Source organism: Candidatus Avedoeria danica (assembly GCA_016703025.1).
GTDB lineage: Bacteria > Chloroflexota > Anaerolineae > Epilineales > Epilineaceae > Avedoeria > Avedoeria danica.
In genome coordinates, this window is sequence record JADJCV010000004.1 from 2,266,638 (window position 1) to 2,289,980 (window position 23,343).

Here is a 23,343-nt window from a genome sequence, read left to right on the forward strand (position 1 = left end):
GGCCCCCATGCCCTGCCGGGCCCCCCAGGCATGCTCAGTGGCGGGGTGCTAGCCGACCGCCCGCCCCTCGAAGAAGCACACCAGCGGATGGTCACCCGCCAGCGCCACGCGCACCGGCGCGCCGTCGGCGAGCACGACCTCGTGCGGCGTCGCGGCCTTGATCGCGACGCCGGAGGGAAGGCGCACGCGGTAGAGGTTGTGCATCCCCTGGAAATAGCGTCGCTCGACGCGGGCCGTCGCGCCGCCGTCCGCCGCCACGTGGACGTCATCCGGACGGGCGAGGACTTGGACCGCCGTGCCCACCGGCAGCGAGCACAGCTGCGGCAGCAGGCCAAGCTCGGTGGCGATGCCGCCCGGCACGACGGTGCCGTCAAGGAAGCCGGTGTGGCCGAGGAAATCGGCGACGAAGCGGCTGGCGGGCGCGTGGAACACGGCCTCGGGCGTCCCGATCTGCTCGAGCCGGCCGCCGTTGAGGACCGCCACCCGATCGCCCATCAGGAAGGCCTCTTCCTGATCGTGCGTGACGAAGATCGATGCGACGGCGGCGGCCGTGAGGATGTCGCGCACCTCGTCGCGGACCAGGTGGCGCATCCGGGCGTCCAGGTTCGAGAACGGCTCGTCCAGCAGGAGGAGCGCCGGCCGCGGCGCGAGCGCCCGGGCGAGTGCGACGCGCTGCTGCTGGCCGCCGGACAACTCGTTCGGCAGACGCCCCGCCAAGCCGGACAGCCCCACGAGCGCGAGCGCCCGCGCCACCTCGGCCTGGCGCGCGGCGCGGTCGCGGACGCGGTGGAGCCCGTAGGCCACGTTCCGCGCCACGGTGAGATGTGGGAACAGCGCGAAGTCCTGGAAGACGACGCCGACATTGCGCGCCTCGGGCGGCACCCAGAGACCGTCGCCCGCCACCGTCCGGCCGTGGACCGTGATCCGTCCCGCGTCGGGCGCCACGAAGCCGGCGATGAGCCGCAGCGTCGTCGTCTTGCCGCAGCCGCTCGGTCCGAGCAGCGCGACGATCTCGCCGGCGGCGACGGCCAGATCGAGGCTGTCGAGGGCCCGGACCGGACCGTAGTGCTTCGTCAGGCCGTCGCAGACGACGACGGGCGCGCCGTCGCCGGGACGATCGTCCGTCATGGCCCGCCCCGGCGCCGGCTGCGGTCCCAGCCGAACGCCAGCCAAGCGGACGGGATGCTGGCCACGATCAGGAGCGCCAGCGCCGGGGCAGCGGCCTGCGCCTGGCGGCCCTCGGTGGCCGCCGACCAAACCTCGGTGGCCAGGGTGTGGAAGCCGTACGGGCCGAGCAGCAGCGTCGCCGGCAGCTCCTTGACGGCCGTCAGGAACACGAGCGCCGCGCCGGCCGCCACGCCGGGGGCGGCGAGAGGCAGCGTGATCGTCCGGAAGACCGCCGCCGGCGACCGGCCGAGGACGCGGGCGCTCTCCTCGATGCCCGGTGAGAGCTGCGCGAAGGCCGCCTCGTCGTAGCCGACGGCCTCGGGCAGGAACAGGACGACGTAGGCGAAGACGAGCAGCGGCAGCGTCTGGTAGAGCGCCGGCACGACCCCGAGTCCGAGGAAGACGACGGCCAGCGCGACGGTGATCGGCGGGAGCGCAAGGCCGGTGTAGGACAGCCGACCAAGCCAACGCCCGGCCCCCCCCGGCCAGCTCCGCGCCGCCGCCGCCACGGGCAGCGCGGCGAGCACGGTGGCCGCAGCGGCCAGCCCGGCGGCCAGCGCGCTGTTCCGGAGCGCGCCCAACAGGCGCCCGCCATCGATCACTTGCCCCCTGACCAGCCCCCGCCCGAGTTCGAAGCCAAGCTCGATGCCCGGCACCGCCAACGCCAGCAGCACCGTCGCGGCACAGCCGAGGAGCGCCGCGACCCGCCAGCGGCCGAGCGGCACGCGCAGCGGAACGGCCGCCGCACGCGACGTCGCCGCCGCGACGCGCGGCGCGCGCGAGGCGAGGAGCCGCTCCAAGCCGAGGACGGCGACGGTGATCCCGACGACGACGAGCGAGAGCATGGCCGCGCCGGGCCGGTCGAGGCTGGCGCGGAGCGTGAGATAGATCACCTGTGAGAGCGCGTCGAAGCGCAGCACGGAGACCGCGCCGAAGTCGCGCAGCGTATAGAGCGCCACAAGGAGCGCGCCGGCGGCGATCGACGGCCGAAGGCCGGGCAGCGTGACGCGCAGGAACGTGGCCCACGGGCCGCGGCCGAGGCTGCGCGACGCCTCGGTCAGGGCGGGGTCCAGGCGGCGCAGGGCGCTCTGGGCAGTGAGGAGAACGTACGGATACGTGGCCAGGCTGAGGACGAGCCACGCCCCGACGAAGCCTGCGACCCGGGGCAGGCGCTCGATGCCGAGCGGCGCGAGCGCGACGCCGAGGCTGCCGCGCGGGCCGAGGGCGGCGCTGTACAGGTAAGCGCTGACGTAGCTCGGCACAACGAGCGGCAGCGCGAGGGCGACGGACCACGCCCGCCGGCCGGGCAGGTCGGTCGACGTCGTCAGCCACGCCAAGGGCACGGCCAGCGCGACGGCCGTGGCGGTGACGGCCGCCATCAGCGCGAGCGTGCGCAACACCGTCCAAGCCGTCTGTGGCCGGCGCAGCACGGCGAGCGCCGCATCGCTGCCCTGCGCCGCGCGCAGCGCGAGATAGCCGAGCGGCAGGAGCGCGACGACGACGATCGCCGCCGCCGCCGCGCGCAACAGCCAGGTGCGCGGGGCGACCGGGACGGGCACGGGGCGACGGCGCGCGGCGGTGAGCGCGCCCATCACGGCGCCCGCTTCACAGGGCTCCCATCACAGGACCCCCACGCCAAGACCCCGTTCGATGGGACGGCCGTCGAAGAATCCAAGACCCCCACTATGGCAACGCGCCCGCGTCGCGCAGCATCGCCACCGAGCCCGCGATGTCGTCCAGCGCGCCGAGGTCGAGCGTCGTGAGCTTCAGATCGGCGAGGGCCGGCAGCTGCGCGTCGGGCTGGACGCCGGCGGAGAGCGGGTACTCCCACGTCCGCTCGGCGAAGAAGTGCTGCGCTTCAGTTCCCTGCAGGAAGCGGACGAACCGCTCGGCGGCCTCCGGGTGGGCAGCGGTCTTCAGGATCGCGGCGCCGGCGACGAGCAGGATCGAGGCCGGCCCGCCCTCACGCAACACGGCATTGCGGGCTTTGAACGCCTCGCCTTCCTCGGCCAGGAAGCCGTACAGGTAATAGTGGTTGACGAAGCCGACGTCGATCTCGCCGTCGGCCACGGCCTGGACGATCGGCCCGTTCTTCGGGAACGCGACGGCCCCGTTGGCGACCATGCCCTCGACCCAGCGACGCGTTTCGTCCTCACCCCACGTCCGCCGCATCGCCGTCACCATCGACTGGAACGACGCGTTGGCGGGCGCCCAGCCGACCCGGCCCTTCCATTCGGGTCCGATGAACGCCCGGATATCCGCGGGCAGATCCTCGGCCATGAGCTTGTCGGTGTTGAAGACGACGACGCGGGCGCGGCCCGAGATGCCCACCCAGCTGCCATCCGCGGCGCGGTACTGCGGCTCGACGGCGCCGAGGACGTCGGCGGGGAGCGGCGCGAGCATTGCGGCCACCTCACCGAGCCCGCCCGGCTCCTGCGCGAAGAACACGTCGGCCGGCGAGCGGTCGCCCTCCTCGAGCAGCGTGACCGCCAGCTCGCCGGTGTCGCCGTAGCGAACGTCCACCTGCAGACCGCTCGTCGCCTCGAACGCTTCGATCAGCGGGCCGACAAGGCTCTCGGTGCGGCCGGAATAGACGACGAGACCGGCCGGGCCGGACGTCTCACGCGCGGCGTGTTCGGGGTCGGGCTCGGGCATGGGCAACGGGTAGGCCTCGGCCGCGGTGGCGGCTGCGGCGGGCGGCGACGCGGTCTCGGCGCCGCCGATCGACGTTGCGGCCGGTGCGCTGCAGCCGGCGATCTGCAGCAGAGAGAACGACAGACACACGGCCGCCCACGCACCGCGCGCAGCGACGAGCGGTGCGTGGGCGCGGGATGGAGTAGCGCCGGATAGGGACATCGACCACCTGCCAGTCCTGATTATTGCTGATCGCTGGTATCATTTTTCCGTGCGGCCCGCATCCAGGTCAAGAGCAGCGGGTGCTTGCGGGCCGCAACGACCATCCCATCCTCCTCACAACCGCGGTTGATCGGTGCTTCAACGGGGCGCCGGGCCGTCGGTGGTGCGCAACCGACGACGATCCCCATGGGCCATTCGACCCCGACCGAAGAAGTCGACACCGCCGCGCTCACGCGCGCCATGCAGCGCTACGCCGCCGAGATCTACCGGCTCCAGCAGGACCACGATCACGTGAGCCTTGCCCGGCTGGCGGACATGCTCGAGGTCACGGCGCAGGCCGTGTCCCGCATGGTCCGCCGCCTCGATGCGGCCGGGCTCGTCCAGCACACCCGCTACCGCGGCGTGCGCCTCACCCCCGCCGGCGAGCGCTTCAGCCTGCCGGCGATCCGCCGCCACCGCCTCGTCGAGGTCTTCCTGGTCGACGTGATGCGCTTCGGCATCGACGAGGTGCACCCGTTGGCCGACGTCCTCGAGAACGGCATCGACGATCATATCGAGGCCCGCATCGACGACCTCACCGGCCACCCGCGCCACTGCCCCCACGGCGACCCGATCCCCGACCGCGACGGCCGAATGCCCGCGCTGGACGACGGCCCGCTCTCGGCGTACGACGGTGCGCGCGCCGCCGTCAGCCGCGTCCGGACGCACGACGGCGAGAAGATGCGCTACATCTACCGGATCGGCGCACGCCCCGGCGCAGCGCTCGAGATCGTCTCGCGCGCACCGTTCAACGGCCCGCTCACGCTGCGGATCGGGGGCGACAGCGTCGTCATCGGGCGCGAGGTGGCGGACGCGATCTGGGTACGGCGGGACAGGTCGGCGGCCGACTGAGCGCCATCGGGCGGCGGCGGGTGTAACACGCGCCGGGCTGAGGAGACGGACCCACCGTTCGCGCACCCGACATCACCCGCCCGATGTCGCCTGCCCGATGTCACCTGCCCGATGTCGCCTGCCCGATGTCGCCTGCCCGATGTCACCTGCCCGATATCACCCGCCCGAGGAGCAACCCACCGCATGAGCGCCTCGACGTCCGCGTCGGATCCGGCCGACATGGGCCGCATCATCGTCACCGGCGGCTCCGGCCTCATCGGCCGCCGCCTCGTCACCGAACTCGCCGGCCGCGGCCACGAGGTCGTCGTCCTTTCGCGCACCCCTGCGCGCATCACCGGGCTGCCGGCCGGCGCGCGGGCGGTCGGCTGGGACGGCCGAACGGCGGCGGGCTGGGGCGACCTGGCGGACGGCGCCCTGGCGATCGTGAACCTGGCCGGCGAAACGATTGCCAAGCGCTGGACGGCGGACCACAAGACGCGCATCCTCGAAAGCCGCCTGAACGCCGGCGCGGCCGTCGTCGAGGCGATCCGCGGGACGGCGGTCAAGCCGCGCGTGCTCGTCCAGGCTGCGGCCGTCGGCTTCTACGGCGCGTGCGGCGGCGAGGTCGTAACCGAGGACAGCCCGAGCAAGCCCGGGCAGTTCCTGTCGGACGTCGTCGTGGCCTGGGAGGCCTCGACCTCGGCCGTCGAGGCGATGGGCGTCCGGCGCGCGGTGGTCCGCACCGGCCTCGTCCTGGCGAAGGAAGGCGGTGCGCTGCCGCCGATGGCCCTGCCGTTCCGCCTGTTCGTCGGCGGCCCGACCGGCAGCGGCCGGCAGTACTACCCCTGGATCCACATCGACGACGTCGTCGGTGCGATCATCCATCTGATCGGCGACCCACAGGCGCGCGGCGCGTACAACCTGACGGCCCCAACGCCCGTCACGAACCGCGCCTTCGCCGCCGCGCTCGGCCGCGCCCTCCACCGCCCCGCGCTCATCCCGACCCCGGGCTTCGCGCTCCGCCTGGTCCTCGGCGAGATGGCGACGCTCATCCTCGACGGCCAACAGGCCGTGCCGGCGCGGCTGCTGGCGCAGGGTTACCGCCACCGCCACGCCAACCTCGACGACGCCCTCAAGGACCTCGCGTAGGGGCGGCCACGCGTCGCACCTACATTCGCCCCGGTGCAGGATCACGGTACACTGTGACCGAGGTGACGATGACCGATCCGCCGCTCCGCCCCCCACCCTCGCCGTTCGGCGACGACAACCCGCTCGCGGCGCCGCTCGGCGTCGGCGACGTCCTGGACGGCGCGTTTCGGTTGTACCGGGCCCACTTCGGGCCGATGCTCCTCTCGGCGGCCATCGTCATGGTGCCGCTCGGGATCATGGCGGCGCAGATGCTCGGACCGACACAGGCCGCGCAGCTGGGCGTCTTCCAGGCGATGCTCCGGCAGCGCGAAGCGTTCGACGCGTCGGCCTTGGACTCCGCGGCGCCGTTTCCGATCCTGGCGATGTGCCTCCTCGTGCCATTGCAGATTCTCGGAACCCTGCTCACCCGCCTCGTCCTGACCCAGCAGGCGGTCGATGCCTTCAAGGGCCGGACGCGCAGCGTGGGCGATCGGTTCCGGATCGCGTTCCCCCGGCTGCCGAGCTACGCCGCGATGGGCTGTCTCGTCTGGCTGCTGATCGGCATCGTCGTCATCGCCCTCGGTCTGGCCGGCGCCGTGGCGATGGGGGCCGTCGGCGTGTTCGCCGCCGCGGCCGGCGCCGGGTCGGGGGCGACGGTGCTCGCGGCCGTGCTCGTCGGCGCCGCGCTGCTCGCGATGTTCGTCGGGATCGGCGGCGCCGCGCTCTACCTGTCCGGCCGCTGGGTCGCGGCGCTGCCAACCCTGGTGCTCGTCACGCCGGACCCGATCGCCGCCCTCGGCACGAGCTGGCAGCTCACGGCGCGCCGCCCGTGGCGCGCGATGGGATTCACGCTGCTGCTGTTGCTGTTGAACTACGCCCTGACAGCCATTCTCACGACGCCGCTCTACTTCGCTTCGGTCCTGATGCCGCCCTCGACCGCCGCCGCACTCGGCATGGTGATCCAGGCGCTCGGGGCGATCGTCGCGATCCTCATCCTGCCCCTGTCGACCGCTGCCGTCGTCGTGTTCCACTACGACCTCCGCCTGCGCGCCGAACGGGCGCCGTGACCGCGGTCGACCGCCTGCGCGATGCAGGCCGGTGGTGGATCGCTCGGACGGCAGTGCTCGGCATCCTCGTCGCCCTCGGCGGCGTCGCCGGCTGCCGCGGCACGCCAGCGTCAACGCCGTCGTCGGCACCGCCCGCCCGCCCGTTGGGCACCCCGACCGCGCTGACGCTGGCCGCGTACGGCGACCGCGTCGGAACGGCCGCCGCCGTGCTGGCGAACGCGCCCCGCGCTGCCACGACGCGCGCCGCGGCGCGCACCCAGCCTGACGTCCTTGCGACGATGCGGGCCCTCGTCGGCTCGCCGGCGCCGGTCGCGCTGCGTCCGAACGCCGTCGGGGAGGCAGGGTCGGCCGCGGAAGGAGCGGCCGTGGAAGGAGATCCTTCGGGGCGTGTGATCCTTGCCCAGCCGCTGGCGGCGGGAGCGCGCGGGACGGCCGAAGGGACCTCGCAGCCGAGCGGCACGCAAGCGTCCACGTCGAGCGACGCGGCCGTGAGCGCAATGGCCCGGCTCGAGATCGTTCGCGACGAGTTGGACGCGAGCCGTGCGGATGACACGGCGGCACATGCGGCGGCGCTGGACCGTGTGCTGGCGGATCCGGCGTTCCGCGACCCGCGCTCGCTCTGGCAGCGCGGGTGGGAATGGGTGACGGACCGGTTCCGGCGCTGGTGGGGCAGCCGCGGGCTGTCGAGCGGCGCGGGCGAGACCGCGCTGCGGCTCGGCCAGGCCATCGGCTGGGCGGTCGCATTCATCGTCGTCGCGACCACCGCCGTCTGGGTCGCCCGCCTGATCGCCCGCCTCACCGACGCCCCGCGCGTTCCGAACGCGCCGGGCTCACCGCCGTCCACGCCGGCCGAAGCGCGCGCACGGGCCGAGGCCGATGCCGGCGCGGGCGACTTCCGCTCGGCCGTCCGCCAGCTCTACCTGGCGGCGCTCCTCGTCCTCGAGTCGAACGGCCTGCTGCGCCCGGACCGCAGCCGGACGAACCGCGAGCAGCTGGCGTCGCTGGCCGGCGACGAGGCGCTGCGCGCGCACATGGCCGCCGTCGTCGACACGTTCGATCGGGTGTGGTACGGCGTGACCGTGCCCGACGGCGCGACGTTTCGCACATATGCGGACGATGTCCACCAGCTCGAGGTCCTCGCGCGGCGCGCATCCGCCCCGCCGCGTGCGGGGGCCCGGCCGACGTCGACGCCCGGCGTGCCAGCGGCGCCGGCCGGGGACACGCAGTGACCGCGTCCCCATCGGCGCGCCTGTCGCGCAGCGCAGCCGGACTGCTGGCCGCGCTGCTCGGCGCCCTCCTGCTGGCCGGCGTGCTCTTCGGCGGCGGGCCGGCCGCGGCGCCGCGGCCGCCGTACGCCCTCGACAGCGCCCAGCCCGACGGCCTGCTCGCCCTCGTCCGGTGGCTCGAACGCCTGGACTACGACGTCGCGACGCTGGACTCCGCCGCCCCGCCGGCCGAGGACGACGCGCTGCTGTTCATCTGGCCGGGCACGGAACGCTACACGCCGGACGAGGCAGCGGCGCTCGAGCGGTGGGTGCATGCCGGCGGCACGCTGGCCCTCATCGGGCCCGGTTTCCGCGAGCAGGCGCTGGCGACTCGCTTCGGCGTGCGGCTCGGTGAATCGGGCGGGCCCGGCGGCGGGCCGAGCGGCCCGCTGTCGCGCCCGACGCTCGCCGCCCAGCAGCCGCTCGTCCCGGACGGTCCGACCGGCTACGGCGCGCTCGTCCGATCGCCCCTCGACCTCGACGACGCCCCCGCCGCCGTGGCGGTCATCGGCGCGCCGGGACGGCCGACCGTGGCCGTGCAGCGGCTCGGCACGGGCCGGATCTGGCACTTCGCGCCGCAGCACGACTTCACGAACGAACGGTTGGCGGACAGCGCCGACCGCGCCTTCATGGCCCCGCTCGTGCGCCATGTTCCGGCGGGCGGCCGCGTGCGACTGGACGCCTATCATCTGGGCGTCGAAGCAGCCGCGGACGGCGGCGACGGAACGGGCACGCTGCGCGGCTGGCTCTGGGCGAGCGGTCCGGGCCGGGCGGTCCTCTGGCTTGCGGCGCTCGCGTTCGCCGCGCTGGCCCTTGCCGGCGTCCGCCTCGGCCCGCCGCTCCCGTTCGCGGCTGCCGGCGCGCGGCGCACCGAGGCGGAGTTCGTTACGGCGATGGCAGCGCTCCACCGCCGCGCCGGGGACCGCGCGCTCGTGGCCGACCATGCCCGCGCGCGGCTGCTCGGCAGGGCGGGCAAGGACGATCTCGACGCGGCGACGGCAGCGCGGGTGGAGGCGGCGGTCGCAGGATTGGCGGCGGCGCGTGATGAGGCAGCGGTGCTGCGGTGGGTCGTCGAGGCGGACGACATCCTGACCGCGTTGAACGGCGGCACGAAACCCCAAGCGACACGAGGACGACGACGATGACGATGACCCTTCACGACCTCAGCGACCGCTGGCAGGCGCTGCGCGACCAAGCGGCCAAGGTGGTCGTCGGGCAGGACGATGCGTTCGAGCAGGTGATCGTGGCCGTCGTGGCCGGCGGGCACGTCCTGCTGGAGGGCGTGCCCGGCATCGGCAAGACGCTGCTGGCGCGCACCGTGGCCGGGCTGATCGACGCGCCGTTCCGGCGGGTGCAGTTCACGCCCGACCTCATGCCGTCGGACATCATCGGCACCCAGGTGTTCGATCTGACGCGGGGCCAGTTCTTCCTCAAGAAGGGTCCGGTGTTCACGTCCGTCCTGCTGGCCGACGAGATCAACCGCGCCCCGGCCAAGACGCAGGCCGGCCTGCTCGAGGCGATGGAGGAGCGCCAGGTGACGATCGAGGGCGAGCGGCACGCGTTGCCCGACCCGTACATCGTCATCGCCACGCAGAACCCGGTGGAGTACGAGGGCACGTACCCGCTGCCCGAGGCGCAACTCGACCGCTTCTTGTTCAAGATCGTCCTGCCCTACCCGCCCGCGGCGGTGGAGCGCGAGGTGCTCCGCCGCTACCACACCGGCTTCGACGCCCGCAACCTGGCCGCCGCCGGCCTGACGCCGGTCCTCCACCCGAACGACCTGCCGGCCGTGCGCGCCGTCGTGGCGGCCGTCACCGTCGAGGACGGCGTGCTGGACTACATCGGCCGGATCACCGGCGCCACGCGCGAGAGCTCTGATCTCTTGCTCGGCGCAAGCCCGCGCGCCTCGATCGGCCTGCTGCTGGCCAGCAAGGCCGCCGCCGCCCTCGCCGGCCGGGACTACGTCACCCCCGACGACGTGAAGCGCCTCGCGCCGGCGATCTACCGCCACCGGATCATCCTGCGCCCCGAGGCCGAGATCGACGGGCTGGACGCGGACGCCGTGATCGGTCGGTTGCTCGACGGCATCCCGGTGCCGCGGTAGGGCCGATGACGGACGCCGTCGCCGGGGCCGCCCGATGATCACGCCCACCCGCCGCGCACTCGCCCTCGCGGCCGTGGCCGCCGCCGCGTTCGCCGGGTCCGGCCGTGTGCCGGTGCTCCACTGGCTGGCGCTGGCGTCGATCGCGGTCGTCGCTGCCGCGGTGGCGTTCGACGCCTGGCTGGCGCCGCGGGCACGTGACTGGGACGTCGTTCGGCTCGTCCCGACGCGGCTGTCCGTTGCGGCATGGAACGCTGTGCCGCTCGTCGTCCGGTTGCGCCGGGCGCGGCTCGCGGCGGCGGTGCCGTTCCTCGTGCGCGATCTGCCGCCGTCCGACTTCGCGGTGGCCGAGGGCGAGCGCGTCATCGGCGGCGACGTGGCGCCCGGGCAGGCGGTGCGGCTGGCCTACCACGTCCGGCCGCCGCGGCGCGGTGCGTTCGCGTTCGGCGACGTCCACATCGCGTGGCGCGGCCCGTTCGGGCTGGCGGAGCGGCGGGCGCGGCTGCCGCTGGCGGCGCCGGTGGCGGTGTTCCCGAACCTGATCGACGTTCGCAAGTACGATCTCCTGCACCGCCGCAGCGCGCTGCGCGAGATGGGCATGCGCCCGGTGCGCGTCGTCGGGGCCGGCCGCGAGTTCGAGCGTCTGCGGGACTACACGCTCGACGACCCGTACCGGCACATCAACTGGGCCGCCACAGCCCGCCGCGGCACGCCGATCAGCGTGCAGTACCAGGTCGAGATCCGCCAGAACGTCGTGGCGATGGTGGATGTCGGTCGGATGATGCGCTCGCCGGTCGGCGACGTGGCGCGGATGGACTATGCGCTGAACGCGGTGCTCCTGCTGTGCTACGTCGCGGCGCGCAAGGGCGATCGGATCGGCGCGCTGACGTTCGCGGACGCGCCGATGCAGTGGCTGGCGCCCGCCGGCGGCACGGCCCAGTTCCACAAAGCGCTCGAGCTGCTCTACGCCGTGGAAGGCCAGCCCGTGGAGCCGGACTACGATGCGGCGTTCGCGTTCCTGCAGACCAAGCTACGGCAGCGCAGCCTCGTCGTCCTCTTCACCGAGCTCACGGGCGCCGTCTCGGTCGACCGCCTGGTCGCCCACGTCCTGCGCCTGCGACGCCACCACCTGCCGCTCGTCGTCACCGTCGCCGACCCGTCCGTCGAGGCGCTCGCCCGCCGCCCGCTCACCTCGACCGAAGCGCTGTACGAGCGAACGGTGGCGGAGCGCCTGCTGGCCGAGCGCGCCGCGGCGCTGTCCGCGCTGCGCGCCCGCGGCGTGGCCACGCTGGACGTGCCCGCCGATCGGCTGAGCGTGGCCGTTATCGACCGCTACCTGGCGCTCAAGGCGCGGCAGGCGATCTGAGGCGTGAGGCGTTCGCCCACGGGGCGCGCGACCGGGTCGGCGATTGTCGCGTAGAATCCGCCGTCCGTCCGCGCGACCGCTCCACATGCTGCGCCACGAGGTGCCCCGTGCCCCCGATCACCGAACAGCAGATCCGCCAGACCGCCGTCCTGTGCCACCTGGCCGCCTTCCTGGGAATGGTCATCCCGCTCGGCTCGCTCTTCGGCCCGCTCGCCGTCTGGCTGGTCAAGCGGGCTGACGATCCGTTCATCGACGAGAACGGCCGGGAAGCCGTGAACTTCCAGCTCTCGAAGCTGATCTACTTCGTCGTCCTGATCTTTGTCGGCATCGTGACGACGTTCGGGTCCGTGGGCGGCATGATGGCCGGCTCCGGAATGGACTCGTCGGCCCTATCGTTCGGCGCGGTGGCAGCCATGTTCGGCAGCTTCGGGCTGATCGGCATCGGACTGCTGGCAGTCTTCCTCCTCGGCCTGATCTGCCCGATCATCGCCGCGCTCAAGGCCGACAAGGGCGAGGCGTTCCGCTATCCGGTGACGATGCGGTTCGTGCGGTAGCCGGCCGTCGACGCCGTGCCCGGCGCGATGCGCGCCCCTCACGGCGCGCGCATCGCCGCCCCGTCCGCCAGGCGCACCGGTATGAGCAGCCGGTTGCCCTCGACCCGCGCCGCCAGTCCCGCCGCCGCCAGTCCCGCGACCTCGATCCCGTGCGTCGGCAGTGCCTCCCAATCGCCGTCGCTGGCCGTGTACGTGCCGATCGACAGCGTGTAGTCACCCGCCGGCAGGCCGCGCACGTCCAGCGCGTGCCGCGTCGCGACGTCGACGCCGGGCGTCCAATCGTCCGTCCCGTCGCCTGCGTCATCGACCAACCGCTCGTCCAGCTGGGCGCGCTGGGCGCCGGTGGCATCCATCAGCTGCACGCTCAGCGTGGCGGGCGGGTCGATCGGGCCGACGGCCCGCCAGGCGAACCGGAGCGCGCCCTGACGGTCGTTGGGCCAGGGCCCGTCCGGCAGGGCGAGCCCGTGCAGGCGGAGGGTGCCGGCAGCGCCGAAGTCGACGGACAGTCGGCGCGACACGGCCGGAAGGAGCGCCCGCGGGTCGGCATCCCGGTAGCCGTCGATCACGAGGTCGCCGATGACGTGGTGATCGAAGCGATGCGCGCCGGTCTCCAGCAAGAGCGTCATGCGCGCGTCGGCGGGTGCGCGTTCGCCCTCTGCGCGGTGGACGTGCCAGACGCGCGGCAGACGCCCGAGCGCGTCGATCACGCCGCGGGCCATGTGCACGTCGTCCGTCGCGTCGCCGTACTTGATGATCGGGAGAGGGCCGGCGTAGCGGCGGACCAGGATGTTGCGCGAACGCATGACCAGCGCGTCCATCGCCGGATCCCCGTTGGCGTCGAGGAACGCCGCGACCTCCTCGTCGGCCCGGTTGCGATAGACCCAGGCCAACGTGATCCCGCCGATCTCGGCAGCGAACGCGGGCGGGTCGACGCCCATGTACTTGGCCAACAGCTCCGGGTCCTGGTGGCGCTGCACCTGGTTGAGCATCACCACGAGGTAGTCCGTCGTGTCCGGCGCGTAATCGTCCGTCTGGACGTTCCGGCCGTCGAACAACAGCCCGAACGCCGCCCGGTAGCGGCCGGCGACCTCGAGGTCCGCCGCGCCCGGCTGGCCGTTCAGGAACGCCGCCGCCTGATCGAGCCCTTCGCCCCACCCGACGAGCACCAGCTGCTGCGCCCGCTCCGCCCCGCCGGCGAGCGGGTCGTACCACGTCACCCAGTACGGTCCGATCGGCAGGACGAGCGCCAGCTGCGTCGCCAACACGAACATCACGGCGAGGGGTACGGCATGCCGTGCCCCTGCACGGACGTTTGTGGGCTGTCCGGCGCGCCTCGATGTTCGCGCCGCCCACCACTGCCCCAGCCACCCGACCGCCCCCACCCACCCCGCCGCCGCGACAATGTCCGCCGCCGGGAACGCGGGCAACAGATAGCGATCGAACTCCTTGCTTGCCGCCGTGAGAAACACCGTGAACAGGATGATGAAGCCGAGCAGCGCGCCGACGACAATCCGGCGCTCGAGCCCTCGCGCCCCCGCATTGCCCCGCACCCCACCTTCGCCCGCGATGCCCGAGATACCCGCGATGCCTGCGACCCCCACCAACCCCACCCCTCCCACCACCCAAGGGCTCGTCCGCAGCCACCACACGATCCCGTAAAACCCCGGCCCCGCATCATCCCTTACCTCGCCCGCGAAGAAGCTCGCCCGCTCCAACGTCGCCGTGCCATGGGACGCAAGCTCGCTCAAGTACAGCCGGGCCACCGCAAGCGGCTCCGCCCACAGCGCCGGCCACAGCGCGACGAGCGTCACGCCCGCCACGGCCAGCCAGAGCGCACCCTCGCCGATCATCGTCCGGAGCCCCGTCCGACGCCATCGAGCCAGCGCGAGCCAAAGCACGCCCCCGTAGCCCACGACGAAGAGGGCCGGCGACTTGGCCGCCAGCGCCATGCCGAGCAAGACGCCGCTGACGATCAGCCAGCGCCGGCCGGCCGGACGACGGTCGTCGCCTGGCCCGACGACCTCCCGGTCGCCCGCCCCATCGCCCACCAGGAAGAGCAACAACGTCAGCAGCGCCACGCTCACGAGCCCGGTCAGCACGCCGTCCAGATGAAGGAACCGCGAATGCGCCAGCCAAAACGGGTCGAGCGCCACGAGCGGCGCGGCCAAGAGCGCCGTGCGCCGGCCGAGCAGGCGGGCGGTCAGCCAGACGGTCACGCCCGCCAGGAAGGCCGTGAACCACGCGATGCGGCGGCGGCCGGCGTACAGCCGGTCGAGGATCACCTGTCGATCGGCCGGCGCGAGCTCGTAGAGCAGCTCGCTGCTGTCCGAGCCGAGGCACGCCTTCGACCACGCCGCTTCCGGCGCCACCGGCAGCCCGATCCCGCCCAGCCACATCGTGATCACCCCGGGGTGTCCGGTCTGGAGCGTGAGCGCCAGGTCGCCGGTCCGCAGGCCGGTGTGGAAGCCGACCGTCCGGCAGACCCAGCGCAGCTCGTCAGGCGTCAGATGGGCATCGATGCGCCAGAGGCGGGGGACGAGGGCGAGGGCGAAGACCGCCACGGCGAGCGCCGCCAGCGTGCGTTGGGCGCGGATGGATGAACGGGGCGGGAACATAGGGCGATTATACGGCGGCCGACCGGCCCTCACGCCCCGGTCGCCACCCCGCGCGCCGGATCGACGATCCACTCCGACCACGACCCCGCGTACAACCGCGGCAGCGGCCGTCCGGCGTGCGCCGCGGCCAGCACGAGGTGAGCGGCGGTCACGCCCGAGCCGCAGTAGACGATCGCCTCCGCCGCGTCGGCGCCGGCGAGGGCCCCGTCGAAGCGCGACGCGAGCACAGCCGGCGACAGCAGCCGCCCGTCCGGCCCGAGGCCGCCCGCGAAGGGCAGCGACACCGCGCCCGGGATGTGGCCGGCCACCGGATCGATCGTTTCGTTCTGCCCGGCGAACCGGTCCGCCGCCCGCGCGTCCAGCACGCGCACCGTGCCGCCTGCCGCGGCCGCCGCGGTCGTGTCGGCGTCGGCGACCATCGCGGGCCGGGGGCGCGGCGCGAACGTTCGTGCCGCGCGATGCTCGACGCCGCTGCGCACGGGCAGCCCGGCCGCCAGCCAGGCGGGCCAGCCGCCGTCGACGACCGCGACGGCATCGTGCCCGAGCCACTTCAGCAGCCACCACAGCCGCGCCGCGAACGCCCCGCCGATGTCGTCGTAGGCCACGACCTGGGTCGCCGCATCGATCCCCCAGCCGCCGAGCGTCGCCGCCAGTGCGTCGGGCGACGGGAGCGGGTGGCGGCCGGTGACGCCGGGCACGACGGGCGCGCTGAGGTCGCGGTCGAGGTCGGCGAAGACCGCGTCTGGGACGTGCGACTCGCGGTAGGCGGTCGCGCCCCAGGCGGGATCGGCCAGGCGGTGGCGGCAATCGACGACGGCCAACTCGGTGCCGTCCGCATCCAGGCGCGCGGCCAGCGCGCGGACGTCGACGAGCACCGTCCACGGCAGGGCGGACGGCGTTGGCGTCATCGGGGCGGTCGGTCGCAGATCGTCTTGGGTACGCATGCCGCCGATTCTAGCCCACCACCGGGCGCATCGCCCGGTGGGGTGACCGCAGGCTCAGCATCGAGCCGGGACTACCTCGCCAGGGCCGTCGGGGCCTCCTTGGCCAGTTCCGCTTCGACCGCCGCCAGCAAGCCGTCGGGATCGTACTCACGGGAGATGTAGGCGATCGTGCCATCCCTGCCGACGACGACGTCGACCGGGTAGGGGTTCAGCCCCTTGAAGTTCTTCACCAGCGCCTTGTACGTCGGCGTGTCGGGGCTCTCGAGTCCGATGGGATACGTGACCCCGCTCGACGAGGACCATGCCTGCACGCCGTCGGCGCTGTCGCCGTTCGGATCGATCGCCGCCACCACCACACCCTGATCCTTGAACTTCGTCCAGATCCGATCCTCGATGTCTGGCAACTCCAGACTGCAGACCGGTCAGAAGGTGGCGAAGTACGCCAACACCTGCACGTTCCCTGTTCCCTCGGCGGTCGACCACTCGGAGCCGTCGAGAAGCGTGACCTTCGTCTCGGGCAGCATGCGCCCGATGCCGAGGCCGTCGCGGTTGACGGTCAGGTAGGCGGTTCGCTTCGGCTGGTCGGGATCGTCCGACCAGATGTGGAGGTTGCTCCAAGCCGTGTCCGTGACGCTGGCCGTGAAGCTGAGCTGCAGCGTCGTGCTCTCGCCCGGCGCCACCTGTACCTGCTCGGGGCTGACCGTGAACGCCTCGCCTTCGGTCCAGTTGCCGAACAGGTTCAGCGGCGCCGTGCCCTGGTTCGTCACCTCGAGCGGCACGGTCTTCGTCTCGCCGGCCGCCACGAGACCGAAGTCGATCGTGTTCGCGTCCTCCGGCAGAAGCAGGTTGGGCGCCGTGCGGTCCGGGAGCATGCGGTAGCTGTAGAGCACCCACCAGTTGCCGATGAAGACGATGTTCTCATGCGCGGCAATGCCGAGGTTGCGCACCGTCACCGGCGGGCGCCCGGTGTCGAGGTCACCGGCGTTGGCGCCGTACGTCGACTGTTGGGTCTGGCGCGCGGCGCCGATGAACTTCGGCGCTGCCGGATCGCTGACGTCGTACGCCCGCGCGTCGTTCCAGGCCGCCACGAAGGCGTGCCCGGCGGAGTAGTCGACGCGGATCGCCGTGCCAGGCATGGGGGCCTGACCGACGACCTTGGGCGCGGTGGGGACCGAGGCATCGACGAGCACGAGGCCCGCCGAGCCCGCCGCGACATAGGCCATCGTTCCATCGACCGCCAAGCCGCGCGCCACGCCGCCGGTGTCGGCCTTGCCGAGGAGCTTCGGCGCCGTCGGATCGGTCACGTCCACCGTGACGAGCTCGCCGGCCAGGGTCGTGAGGTACGCCGTCGTGCCGACGACGCGCATGCCCCACGTGCTGCCGATATCCTTCAGCTCGCCGACGCGCGAAACGACGTTCGTCGCCGGATCGCGCTTGTAGACGCCGAGCCCGTCCTTGGCCAGCGCGACATAGATGACGCCGTCGGCGACGTCGACTCCCTCGTAGCTGACGCCCGGCTCCTGGAGGACCGGGATCTGCGCGGGCACCATCTTCGTGTCGTCCTCGGGGTCGGTCTGGGCGATGTCCCAGCCGCTCAGGAACGCCGGGTTGCTGATGTTGCCGCGGTGGGTCGTGTAGACGATGTCGCCGTCCCATGCGAGGTGGATGCAGCCGGGGCTGCGCTCGTCGTCCGGAACCTTGTGCTTGATGTTCTGCGCCAGGTAGCGCAGGTTCGCGGGGTCCTTGGCATCCACGACGCCGAACGTGTAGCTGCACTGGAACAGCTTCTGGTCATCGGCCCGGTACCGGACCTCGTCGACGTGAAGGTGGGTCTTGTCGCCCTCGAGCCGGTGCAGGCGGGCCAGCGGGGAGAGATACTGGCCAGGCACGAGCCGGGCTTCGCTGCCCCCTTCCTGCCCCGCGGCCGACGGCTCCTGGCCGCTCGTCGCGTCGCCGCTCGCCGCACCCTCGCCGGCCGCTCCGGCCGAGGAGGCCGGCGCCGCCGCGTCGGGCGCCGTCGCCGCCGGGTCGTTGTCCGTCGAGCAGCCCGCCAGCAAGGTCAACGCCAGCAGGCCGACAAGGGCGGCTCGAAGCCGGTCGGCGTGACGGTCGGCCGTGCCGGCCGCCTGTTCGGGTTCCGACCGCCATCGCGATCGCCTGTTCCACATCGTGCAATGTCCTTCCTGGAAGTCGGGCAAGTTGCAGGGCTCGGACCGCAGTCGCATCGCCTGGTCGCGTCCTGAGGTCGCATCCTGAGGTCGCATCCTGAGGTTGAACAGTGTGAACGGCCCGGCTCCGGCGTCAATCCGGTCCTTTCCGACGGCGGCGGCGCTGACACCCCATCGCCGCGACGGTGTCACCTCACTGCCTGCGTCGGCGCGGCGATCGCCTTGTGCTCCGCCGCGGAGTGGCCCATACTCCCCCCATGCATGCGCGCCCGACGGGCTGGTCCCGATGCAAGATGTGACCCACGCCTGGACGGTGCGCGTGCGCGCCGACGGTCCCGACGATGCGACGGCGCATGCCCGCCGCCACGTCCTCCGGCTAGGCGCAGCCGCCGGCTTCGACGCCGAGGCCCCCCTGCCGTCCGCCGTCGAGGCGCTGCTCGCCGCCCTCGGCGCCGACCTCCTCTCGACCTTCGCCGCGACCGCCCGCCGCGCCCGCCTGCCGCACGACGCCCTCGAGGCCGTCCTGCGCTGCACGCTCGACAACCCACTCGTCCACCTCGGCGTCATCGGCGAGGTGGGCAGCCCACGGATCGCGGCCATCGACGGCACGCTCTACGTCTCGTCCGACGCCGCCGCGCCCGATGTCGAGCGCGCCTGGGCCGTGACCCGCGCCCGCTCCCCGCTGTACACCACGCTGGAGCGCAGCGTCGCGCTCACCGTCCGCCTCTGCCCGACCCCGTGACCCGCCCGCCGGTCGCACGGCGGCCGGCACCGCACCAGGAGCACCCCGTGTACCGTCTGGATGCCGATCAGACCGCCCTTCTCGACCGCGTGCGGACCGTCGCCGACGCCGCCCTCGCCCCCAACGCCGACGATGTCGACCAGCGCGGCCGCTTCCCGGCCGAGTCCATCCGCGCCCTCGGCGAGGCCGGCCTGCTCGGCCTGACGGTGCCCACCGAGTTCGGCGGCCTCGGCCAGGGCCCGCGCGTCATGGCCGCCGTGCTCGACGAGCTGGCGCAGCGCTGCGCGTCGACGGCGATGGTCTACCTCATGCACGTCGCGGGCGTGGCGTACTACGCCGCGCGCCCCGACGTGGCCGGCGACGCCCTGCGCGAGGCGGCGGCCGGACGACACCTGAGCACCCTCGCCTGGAGCGAGAAGGGGTCGCGCAGCCACTTCTGGGCGCCGATCGGCCAGGCCGTGGCCACGAACGGCCACGTGACGCTGCGTGCCGACAAGTCGTGGGTGACCTCCGCCGGCATCGCCGACGGCTACGTCGTCTCGAGCCGCGCGCCGCTGAGCACCGGGCCGCTCGACAGTGCTTTGTATTATGTCAAGAAGGGCGACCCCGGCCTCGCCGTCAGCGGACCGTGGGTGGCGATGGGCATGCGCGGCAACGCCAGCGCGCCGATGACGCTCGACGGCACGACGATCCCGGCCGATCGCCTCCTGTCCGAGCCCGGCAAGGGCATGGACGCGATGCTCGGCATCGGCCTGCCGATCTTCGCGATCGGCAACGCCGCCGTCTCGCTCGGGATCGCCGAGTCGGCGGTGGCCGGCACGCAGGCGCATCTGACCGGCAAGGGATTCGAGCACCTCGGCACGAAGCTGGCGGACCTGCCGAACCTGCGCGCCCGCCTGGCCAAGATGCGCATCGAGACGGACCGCGGCCGCGCCCACCTCGGGGCCGTCCTCGACGCCGTCGAGAATCCGGGGCCGACGACGATGCTGATGGTCCTCGAGGCCAAGGCCGCCGCCAGCGACACCGCGCTGCACGTGACGGACCTGGCGATGAAGGCGTGCGGCGGCGCCGCGTTCAGCCGCCACCTCAGCATCGAGCGCAACTTCCGCGACGCCCGCGCCGGCAGCGTCATGGCGCCCACGACGGACGTCCTGCACGATTTCATCGGCAAGGCCCTCTGTGGCATGGAGCTGTTCGCATGACCCCCCTCCGCCCGATCATCGTCGGCGCCGTGGCGTACGATCCGAAGGTCGTCACGATCTGGGAGATCATCAAGGCCTACTTCGAGGACCACGGCACCCCGATGGACTTCGTGTTCTACAGCAACTACGGCCTGCTCGTAACGGCCCTCCTGGACGGCGACCTCGACATCGCCTGGAACTCGCCGCTGGCCTGGGTCGACGCCGTGCGCCGTACGGGCGGCACGTGCCGCGCGATCGCGATGCGCGACACGGACCGCGATCGCGTGAGCCACATCGTCGTCCGCGCGGACGGCGACGTGGCGACCCTCGCCGACATGCGCGGCCGAACGATCGCCGTCGGCGCCGCCGACTCGCCCCAGGCGACGCTCATCCCGCTCGGCCTGCTGGCCGCCAGCGGCCTCGTGCCCGGCCAGGACGTGACCGTGCTGCGCCACAACGTCCTCGTCGGCAAGCACGGCGACCACGTCGGCGGCGAGCGCGACGCCCTCGACGCGCTGTTGGCGGGCGGCGCGGACGCGTGTGCGATGCTCGACCTCAACCACGCCGGCTGGACCGCCGATGGGACGCTCGACCCGGCGACGACGCGGATCCTGGCGACGACGCCCCCGTTCGACCACTGCGTGTTCACGGTGCGGGACGACTTCGACGCGGCGATGGAGCGCGCCTGGCTCGAGACGCTCTTCACGATGGACTACGCCAACCCCGATCACCGCGAGATGATGGACCTCGAGGGTCTGAAGGCGTGGCTGCCGGGCCGGACGAGCGGCTTCGGCCCGCTGACGGAGGCGGTCGAGGCGTTCGGGTACTTCGATGCGGACCGCTAGTACCTGTCCGACGCATCGCGGCCGCAACACGGTGGCCTGGCATGGCCACCGGCCGCGACACGCTGACGCAGCACGCGACGTCGCGCCGGCGCGTCCATCGTCGCGTCGACGTGCGGCCGGGTAGTCGCATGCCGCTCCCACCGCTCCCCGTCACGACCGTCGGCAGCCTTCCGCGCTCGCCCGAGCTGCTGCGCGCCCTGAAGGCCCGCCGCCGCGGCGACCTCGACCGCGCCGGCTTCGACGCCGTGGCGGACGCCGCCGTGCGCGACGCCGTGGCGCTCCAGACCGCCGCCGGCATCGACATCGTCACGGACGGCGAGCAGCGGCGGGACAACTTCTACAGCTTCGTCGCCGAGAAGCTCGACGGCGTTCGGGCGATGACGCTCGCCGAGATGCTCGACCACGTCGAGGACAAGGCCGGCTTCGAGCGACTCCTGGCCACACTCGACGTCCCGGCGTACGCGATCACGAACCCGACGTGCGTCGGCCGGCTCGTGGCGCGCGAGCCGCTGGCGGCGGACGAGCTGGCGTTCGTGCGCGGCCTCACCGACGCGCCGGTCAAAGTGCCGCTGCCCGGCCCGTACCTCTTGACCCGGGCGATGTGGGTGCCCGAGCTGACGGGCAGGGTCTACGCCGACAAGGAGGCGCTGGCCGAGGACGTCGTGGCGCTCCTGCGCGCCGAGGCACTGGCGCTGGCCGCGGGCGGCGCGGCCGTGGTCCAGTTCGACGAGCCCGTCCTCAGCGAGCTCGTGTTCGGCCGCGGCCAGACACGCACGTTCATGTGCGCCGCCCTGGCCGCGCGCAGCGATCCCGAAGAGGAGCTCGCGTTCGCCGTCGATCTGATCAACCGCGTCGCAGCCGACCTGCCGGTCCGCACCGCGCTCCACGTCTGCCGCGGCAACTGGAGCCGCGACGAACGCACCCTCCTCTCCGGCGGCTACGCCCCGCTCCAGCCGACGTTCGACGCGCTCGCCGTCGACGAGCTCGTCCTCGAGTACGCCACGCCCCGCGCCGGCGCCGTCGTCGACCCGGGCGGCAAAGCGCTCGGCCTCGGCGTCGTCAACCCGCGCACGGACGAGATCGAGGCGGTCGACGACATCGTCGCGCGGATCCGAACGGCGCTCGACGTCGTGCCGATCGACCGCCTGTCGATCAACCCCGACTGCGGCTTCGGCACGTTCGCGCTGCGGCCGATGAACGACGGCGCGCGGGTGGCGGGCAAGCTGCGGGCGATGGTGGCGGCGGCGCGGGTGGTTCGCGAAGATCCGTTGGGGTGATCGCAGGTGCATGCGCGCGACTGGGTCCACTGGACGGCCAATGCCAATCGCGCTACCCTGCGCCCGTGCGATCAGCAGCACACATCCGCCCATCCCAAGAGGAGAAGTCTGTGAAGCTGTCCGCCCCGACCCAGATCGTGTACCTCATCGCCGCCGTCCTGGCCATCCTCGGCCTGCTGGCCGGCCCGCTCGGCGTCATCGCCGCGCTTGCCGCCTACGCCGGCTGGCTGTCGTTTGCCGGATGGGCGGTCCTGGCCATCGGCTGTCTCTTGAAGGGCTTCTAGTACTCTGTCACTGGACACGCTTCGGATATCCGACAGAGGAAGTGGTCCGCAGTCTCCGCAGTGACAGAGTACTGGTCACCGCAGACGAGGGTCTGTGTTCTGCGAGCGGCGGCCGACGAACGGCCATTCGTGCCTTTTGATTGGTTCAGCTTATCGGATCACAGCAGAAGGGCCGGCCCACTTTGGGTCGGCCCTTCTGCTGTTCGGCGGATGCTATACTGCCCGTCCCGTCCCCAACCCCCAAGGCACATCCGTCGATGATCTTCGAGCTCTTCCGCAACCCGATCCAAGGGGTCGCGCTCATCACCGCGCTCGTCATCGGGTTGACGTTCCACGAGTACGCGCACGCTTGGTGGGCCAACCATCTCGGTGACGACACGGCGGCGCGCCTTGGCCGGCTGACGCTCAACCCGATCAAGCACCTCGATCCGCTCGGCTCGCTGATGATGCTCCTCGTCGGCTTCGGCTGGGCCAAGCCCGTGCCGGTGAACGGCTGGCGGCTGACGCGCCAGGGAATGCTGCAAGTGGCCCTGGCCGGACCGGTCTCCAACATGATCCTGGCGACGATCGCGGCGCTGGGCGCCCGCGCGCTGTCGGCCTCGGACGGCCGCTGGCCGACGTTCGTCGCCTCGTTCCTCCTCTTCTTCGCGCTGTTGAACCTGTTCCTCGCCTTCTTCAACCTCATCCCCGTCGCGCCGCTCGATGGCTGGAAGGTCCTCATGGGGCTCGTGCCGGCGAGCCGCGCGGAGTGGCTGGCGCAGTACGAGCGCTACGGGCCCATCGTGCTCCTCATCGTCATCCTGATGGGTCGCAACGGAACGTTCGACATCTTCAGCTGGCTCGTGCAGGCCCCGGCGCAGTGGATCCTCCGCCTCTTGGCCGGCCCGGCGATCGCCTGATCGCCGCCCCGACC

At 72.8% G+C, this 23,343-nt stretch carries 21 protein-coding genes; 14 read left to right on the plus strand and 7 right to left on the minus strand.

Translation table 11 applies throughout. The features are described from left to right. Positions 1–48 precede the first annotated feature (48 nt). From IPG72_12135 to IPG72_12145, 3 genes are all read right to left on the minus strand, one after another. Positions 49–1,128, minus strand: coding sequence for an ABC transporter ATP-binding protein (locus tag IPG72_12135; protein MBK6769736.1), 1,080 nt, complete (start codon positions 1,126–1,128; stop codon positions 49–51). After that, complete coding sequence (locus IPG72_12140; protein ID MBK6769737.1) at positions 1,125–2,759, minus strand: iron ABC transporter permease; 1,635 nt, start codon at positions 2,757–2,759, stop codon at positions 1,125–1,127. Before IPG72_12140 ends, IPG72_12135 begins: the two co-directional genes overlap by 4 nt. Before the next feature lie 91 nt (positions 2,760–2,850). Continuing rightward, complete coding sequence (locus tag IPG72_12145) at positions 2,851–4,023, minus strand: iron ABC transporter substrate-binding protein (protein ID MBK6769738.1); 1,173 nt, start codon at positions 4,021–4,023, stop codon at positions 2,851–2,853. Positions 4,024–4,209: 186 nt separating this feature from the next. On the opposite strand from IPG72_12145, the gene IPG72_12150 reads away from it, so the two are divergent. The 8 genes from IPG72_12150 to IPG72_12185 all read left to right on the plus strand — a co-directional run bounded on the left by IPG72_12150 (position 4,210) and on the right by IPG72_12185 (position 12,374). Continuing rightward, positions 4,210–4,914 carry a metal-dependent transcriptional regulator gene (locus IPG72_12150; GenBank protein ID MBK6769739.1) on the plus strand — a complete coding sequence of 235 codons (705 nt, stop codon included), beginning with the start codon at positions 4,210–4,212 and terminating at the stop codon, positions 4,912–4,914. Positions 4,915–5,133: 219 nt separating this feature from the next. Beyond that, positions 5,134–6,042 carry a TIGR01777 family protein gene (locus IPG72_12155; GenBank protein MBK6769740.1) on the plus strand — a complete coding sequence of 303 codons (909 nt, stop codon included), beginning with the start codon at positions 5,134–5,136 and terminating at the stop codon, positions 6,040–6,042. Between the two features lie 68 nt (positions 6,043–6,110). After that, positions 6,111–7,088, plus strand: coding sequence for a glycerophosphoryl diester phosphodiesterase membrane domain-containing protein (locus tag IPG72_12160; GenBank protein ID MBK6769741.1), 978 nt, complete (start codon positions 6,111–6,113; stop codon positions 7,086–7,088). Further along, the gene (locus IPG72_12165) at positions 7,085–8,317 is read left to right on the plus strand and encodes a DUF4129 domain-containing protein (GenBank protein ID MBK6769742.1); all 1,233 of its coding nucleotides are present in this window, start codon (positions 7,085–7,087) and stop codon (positions 8,315–8,317) included. The genes IPG72_12160 and IPG72_12165 overlap by 4 nt, the downstream gene beginning before the upstream one ends. Next, positions 8,314–9,498, plus strand: a complete 1,185-nt coding sequence (locus tag IPG72_12170; protein ID MBK6769743.1) for a DUF4350 domain-containing protein — start codon at positions 8,314–8,316, stop codon at positions 9,496–9,498. The genes IPG72_12165 and IPG72_12170 overlap by 4 nt, the downstream gene beginning before the upstream one ends. Positions 9,499–9,500: 2 nt before the next feature. Next, positions 9,501–10,457 carry a MoxR family ATPase gene (locus IPG72_12175; protein MBK6769744.1) on the plus strand — a complete coding sequence of 319 codons (957 nt, stop codon included), beginning with the start codon at positions 9,501–9,503 and terminating at the stop codon, positions 10,455–10,457. Positions 10,458–10,491: 34 nt separating this feature from the next. Then, on the plus strand, positions 10,492–11,820 hold the full coding sequence (locus IPG72_12180; GenBank protein MBK6769745.1) for a DUF58 domain-containing protein: 1,329 nt from the start codon (positions 10,492–10,494) through the stop codon (positions 11,818–11,820). 176 nt (positions 11,821–11,996) lie between these two features. Then, positions 11,997–12,374 carry a DUF4870 domain-containing protein gene (locus IPG72_12185; GenBank protein MBK6769746.1) on the plus strand — a complete coding sequence of 126 codons (378 nt, stop codon included), beginning with the start codon at positions 11,997–11,999 and terminating at the stop codon, positions 12,372–12,374. Between the two features lie 38 nt (positions 12,375–12,412). Here the strand turns inward: IPG72_12185 and IPG72_12190 are convergent, their stop codons facing one another. The 4 genes from IPG72_12190 to IPG72_12205 all read right to left on the minus strand — a co-directional run bounded on the left by IPG72_12190 (position 12,413) and on the right by IPG72_12205 (position 18,101). Continuing rightward, positions 12,413–14,989 carry a phospholipid carrier-dependent glycosyltransferase gene (locus tag IPG72_12190; GenBank protein ID MBK6769747.1) on the minus strand — a complete coding sequence of 859 codons (2,577 nt, stop codon included), beginning with the start codon at positions 14,987–14,989 and terminating at the stop codon, positions 12,413–12,415. 29 nt (positions 14,990–15,018) lie between these two features. Then, a complete protein-coding gene (locus tag IPG72_12195; GenBank protein MBK6769748.1) occupies positions 15,019–15,897 on the minus strand; it encodes a sulfurtransferase in 879 nt (292 codons plus the stop codon). A gap of 107 nt (positions 15,898–16,004) precedes the next feature. Continuing rightward, positions 16,005–16,337 (minus strand): hypothetical protein, encoded by a 333-nt coding sequence (locus tag IPG72_12200; protein MBK6769749.1) that lies wholly within the window; start codon positions 16,335–16,337, stop codon positions 16,005–16,007. An 18-nt stretch (positions 16,338–16,355) separates the two neighbouring features. After that, positions 16,356–18,101, minus strand: coding sequence for a DUF1573 domain-containing protein (locus tag IPG72_12205; protein ID MBK6769750.1), 1,746 nt, complete (start codon positions 18,099–18,101; stop codon positions 16,356–16,358). Positions 18,102–18,387: 286 nt separating this feature from the next. On the opposite strand from IPG72_12205, the gene IPG72_12210 reads away from it, so the two are divergent. From IPG72_12210 to IPG72_12235, 6 genes are all read left to right on the plus strand, one after another. After that, positions 18,388–18,843, plus strand: a complete 456-nt coding sequence (locus IPG72_12210; protein ID MBK6769751.1) for an OsmC family protein — start codon at positions 18,388–18,390, stop codon at positions 18,841–18,843. 56 nt (positions 18,844–18,899) lie between these two features. Beyond that, entirely contained in the window at positions 18,900–20,045 is a 1,146-nt protein-coding gene (locus tag IPG72_12215; protein ID MBK6769752.1) for an acyl-CoA/acyl-ACP dehydrogenase, read from the plus strand. Continuing rightward, positions 20,042–20,869, plus strand: a complete 828-nt coding sequence (locus tag IPG72_12220) for a PhnD/SsuA/transferrin family substrate-binding protein (GenBank protein ID MBK6769753.1) — start codon at positions 20,042–20,044, stop codon at positions 20,867–20,869. Before IPG72_12215 ends, IPG72_12220 begins: the two co-directional genes overlap by 4 nt. Positions 20,870–20,997: 128 nt before the next feature. Next, entirely contained in the window at positions 20,998–22,146 is a 1,149-nt protein-coding gene (locus tag IPG72_12225) for a cobalamin-independent methionine synthase II family protein (protein ID MBK6769754.1), read from the plus strand. Between the two features lie 110 nt (positions 22,147–22,256). Then, entirely contained in the window at positions 22,257–22,430 is a 174-nt protein-coding gene (locus tag IPG72_12230; protein ID MBK6769755.1) for a hypothetical protein, read from the plus strand. Positions 22,431–22,687: 257 nt separating this feature from the next. Then, a complete protein-coding gene (locus IPG72_12235) occupies positions 22,688–23,329 on the plus strand; it encodes a site-2 protease family protein (protein ID MBK6769756.1) in 642 nt (213 codons plus the stop codon). Positions 23,330–23,343 lie beyond the last annotated feature (14 nt).

Excerpts from the sequence above, each read along its gene's own strand:
- IPG72_12135 (MBK6769736.1), bottom strand. The coding sequence starts at position 1,128 with ATGACGGACGATCGTCCCGGCGACGGCGCGCCCGTCGTCGTCTGCGAC.
- IPG72_12140 (MBK6769737.1), bottom strand. The coding sequence starts at position 2,759 with ATGGGCGCGCTCACCGCCGCGCGCCGTCGCCCCGTGCCCGTCCCGGTC.
- IPG72_12145 (MBK6769738.1), bottom strand. The coding sequence starts at position 4,023 with ATGTCCCTATCCGGCGCTACTCCATCCCGCGCCCACGCACCGCTCGTC.
- IPG72_12150 (MBK6769739.1), top strand. The coding sequence starts at position 4,210 with ATGGGCCATTCGACCCCGACCGAAGAAGTCGACACCGCCGCGCTCACG.
- IPG72_12155 (MBK6769740.1), top strand. The coding sequence starts at position 5,134 with ATGGGCCGCATCATCGTCACCGGCGGCTCCGGCCTCATCGGCCGCCGC.
- IPG72_12160 (MBK6769741.1), top strand. The coding sequence starts at position 6,111 with ATGACCGATCCGCCGCTCCGCCCCCCACCCTCGCCGTTCGGCGACGAC.
- IPG72_12175 (MBK6769744.1), top strand. The coding sequence starts at position 9,501 with ATGACCCTTCACGACCTCAGCGACCGCTGGCAGGCGCTGCGCGACCAA.
- IPG72_12180 (MBK6769745.1), top strand. The coding sequence starts at position 10,492 with ATGATCACGCCCACCCGCCGCGCACTCGCCCTCGCGGCCGTGGCCGCC.
- IPG72_12185 (MBK6769746.1), top strand. The coding sequence starts at position 11,997 with ATGGTCATCCCGCTCGGCTCGCTCTTCGGCCCGCTCGCCGTCTGGCTG.
- IPG72_12190 (MBK6769747.1), bottom strand. The coding sequence starts at position 14,989 with ATGTTCCCGCCCCGTTCATCCATCCGCGCCCAACGCACGCTGGCGGCG.
- IPG72_12195 (MBK6769748.1), bottom strand. The coding sequence starts at position 15,897 with ATGACGCCAACGCCGTCCGCCCTGCCGTGGACGGTGCTCGTCGACGTC.
- IPG72_12205 (MBK6769750.1), bottom strand. The coding sequence starts at position 18,101 with ATGTGGAACAGGCGATCGCGATGGCGGTCGGAACCCGAACAGGCGGCC.
- IPG72_12210 (MBK6769751.1), top strand. The coding sequence starts at position 18,388 with ATGCAAGATGTGACCCACGCCTGGACGGTGCGCGTGCGCGCCGACGGT.
- IPG72_12220 (MBK6769753.1), top strand. The coding sequence starts at position 20,042 with ATGACCCCCCTCCGCCCGATCATCGTCGGCGCCGTGGCGTACGATCCG.
- IPG72_12225 (MBK6769754.1), top strand. The coding sequence starts at position 20,998 with ATGCCGCTCCCACCGCTCCCCGTCACGACCGTCGGCAGCCTTCCGCGC.
- IPG72_12235 (MBK6769756.1), top strand. The coding sequence starts at position 22,688 with ATGATCTTCGAGCTCTTCCGCAACCCGATCCAAGGGGTCGCGCTCATC.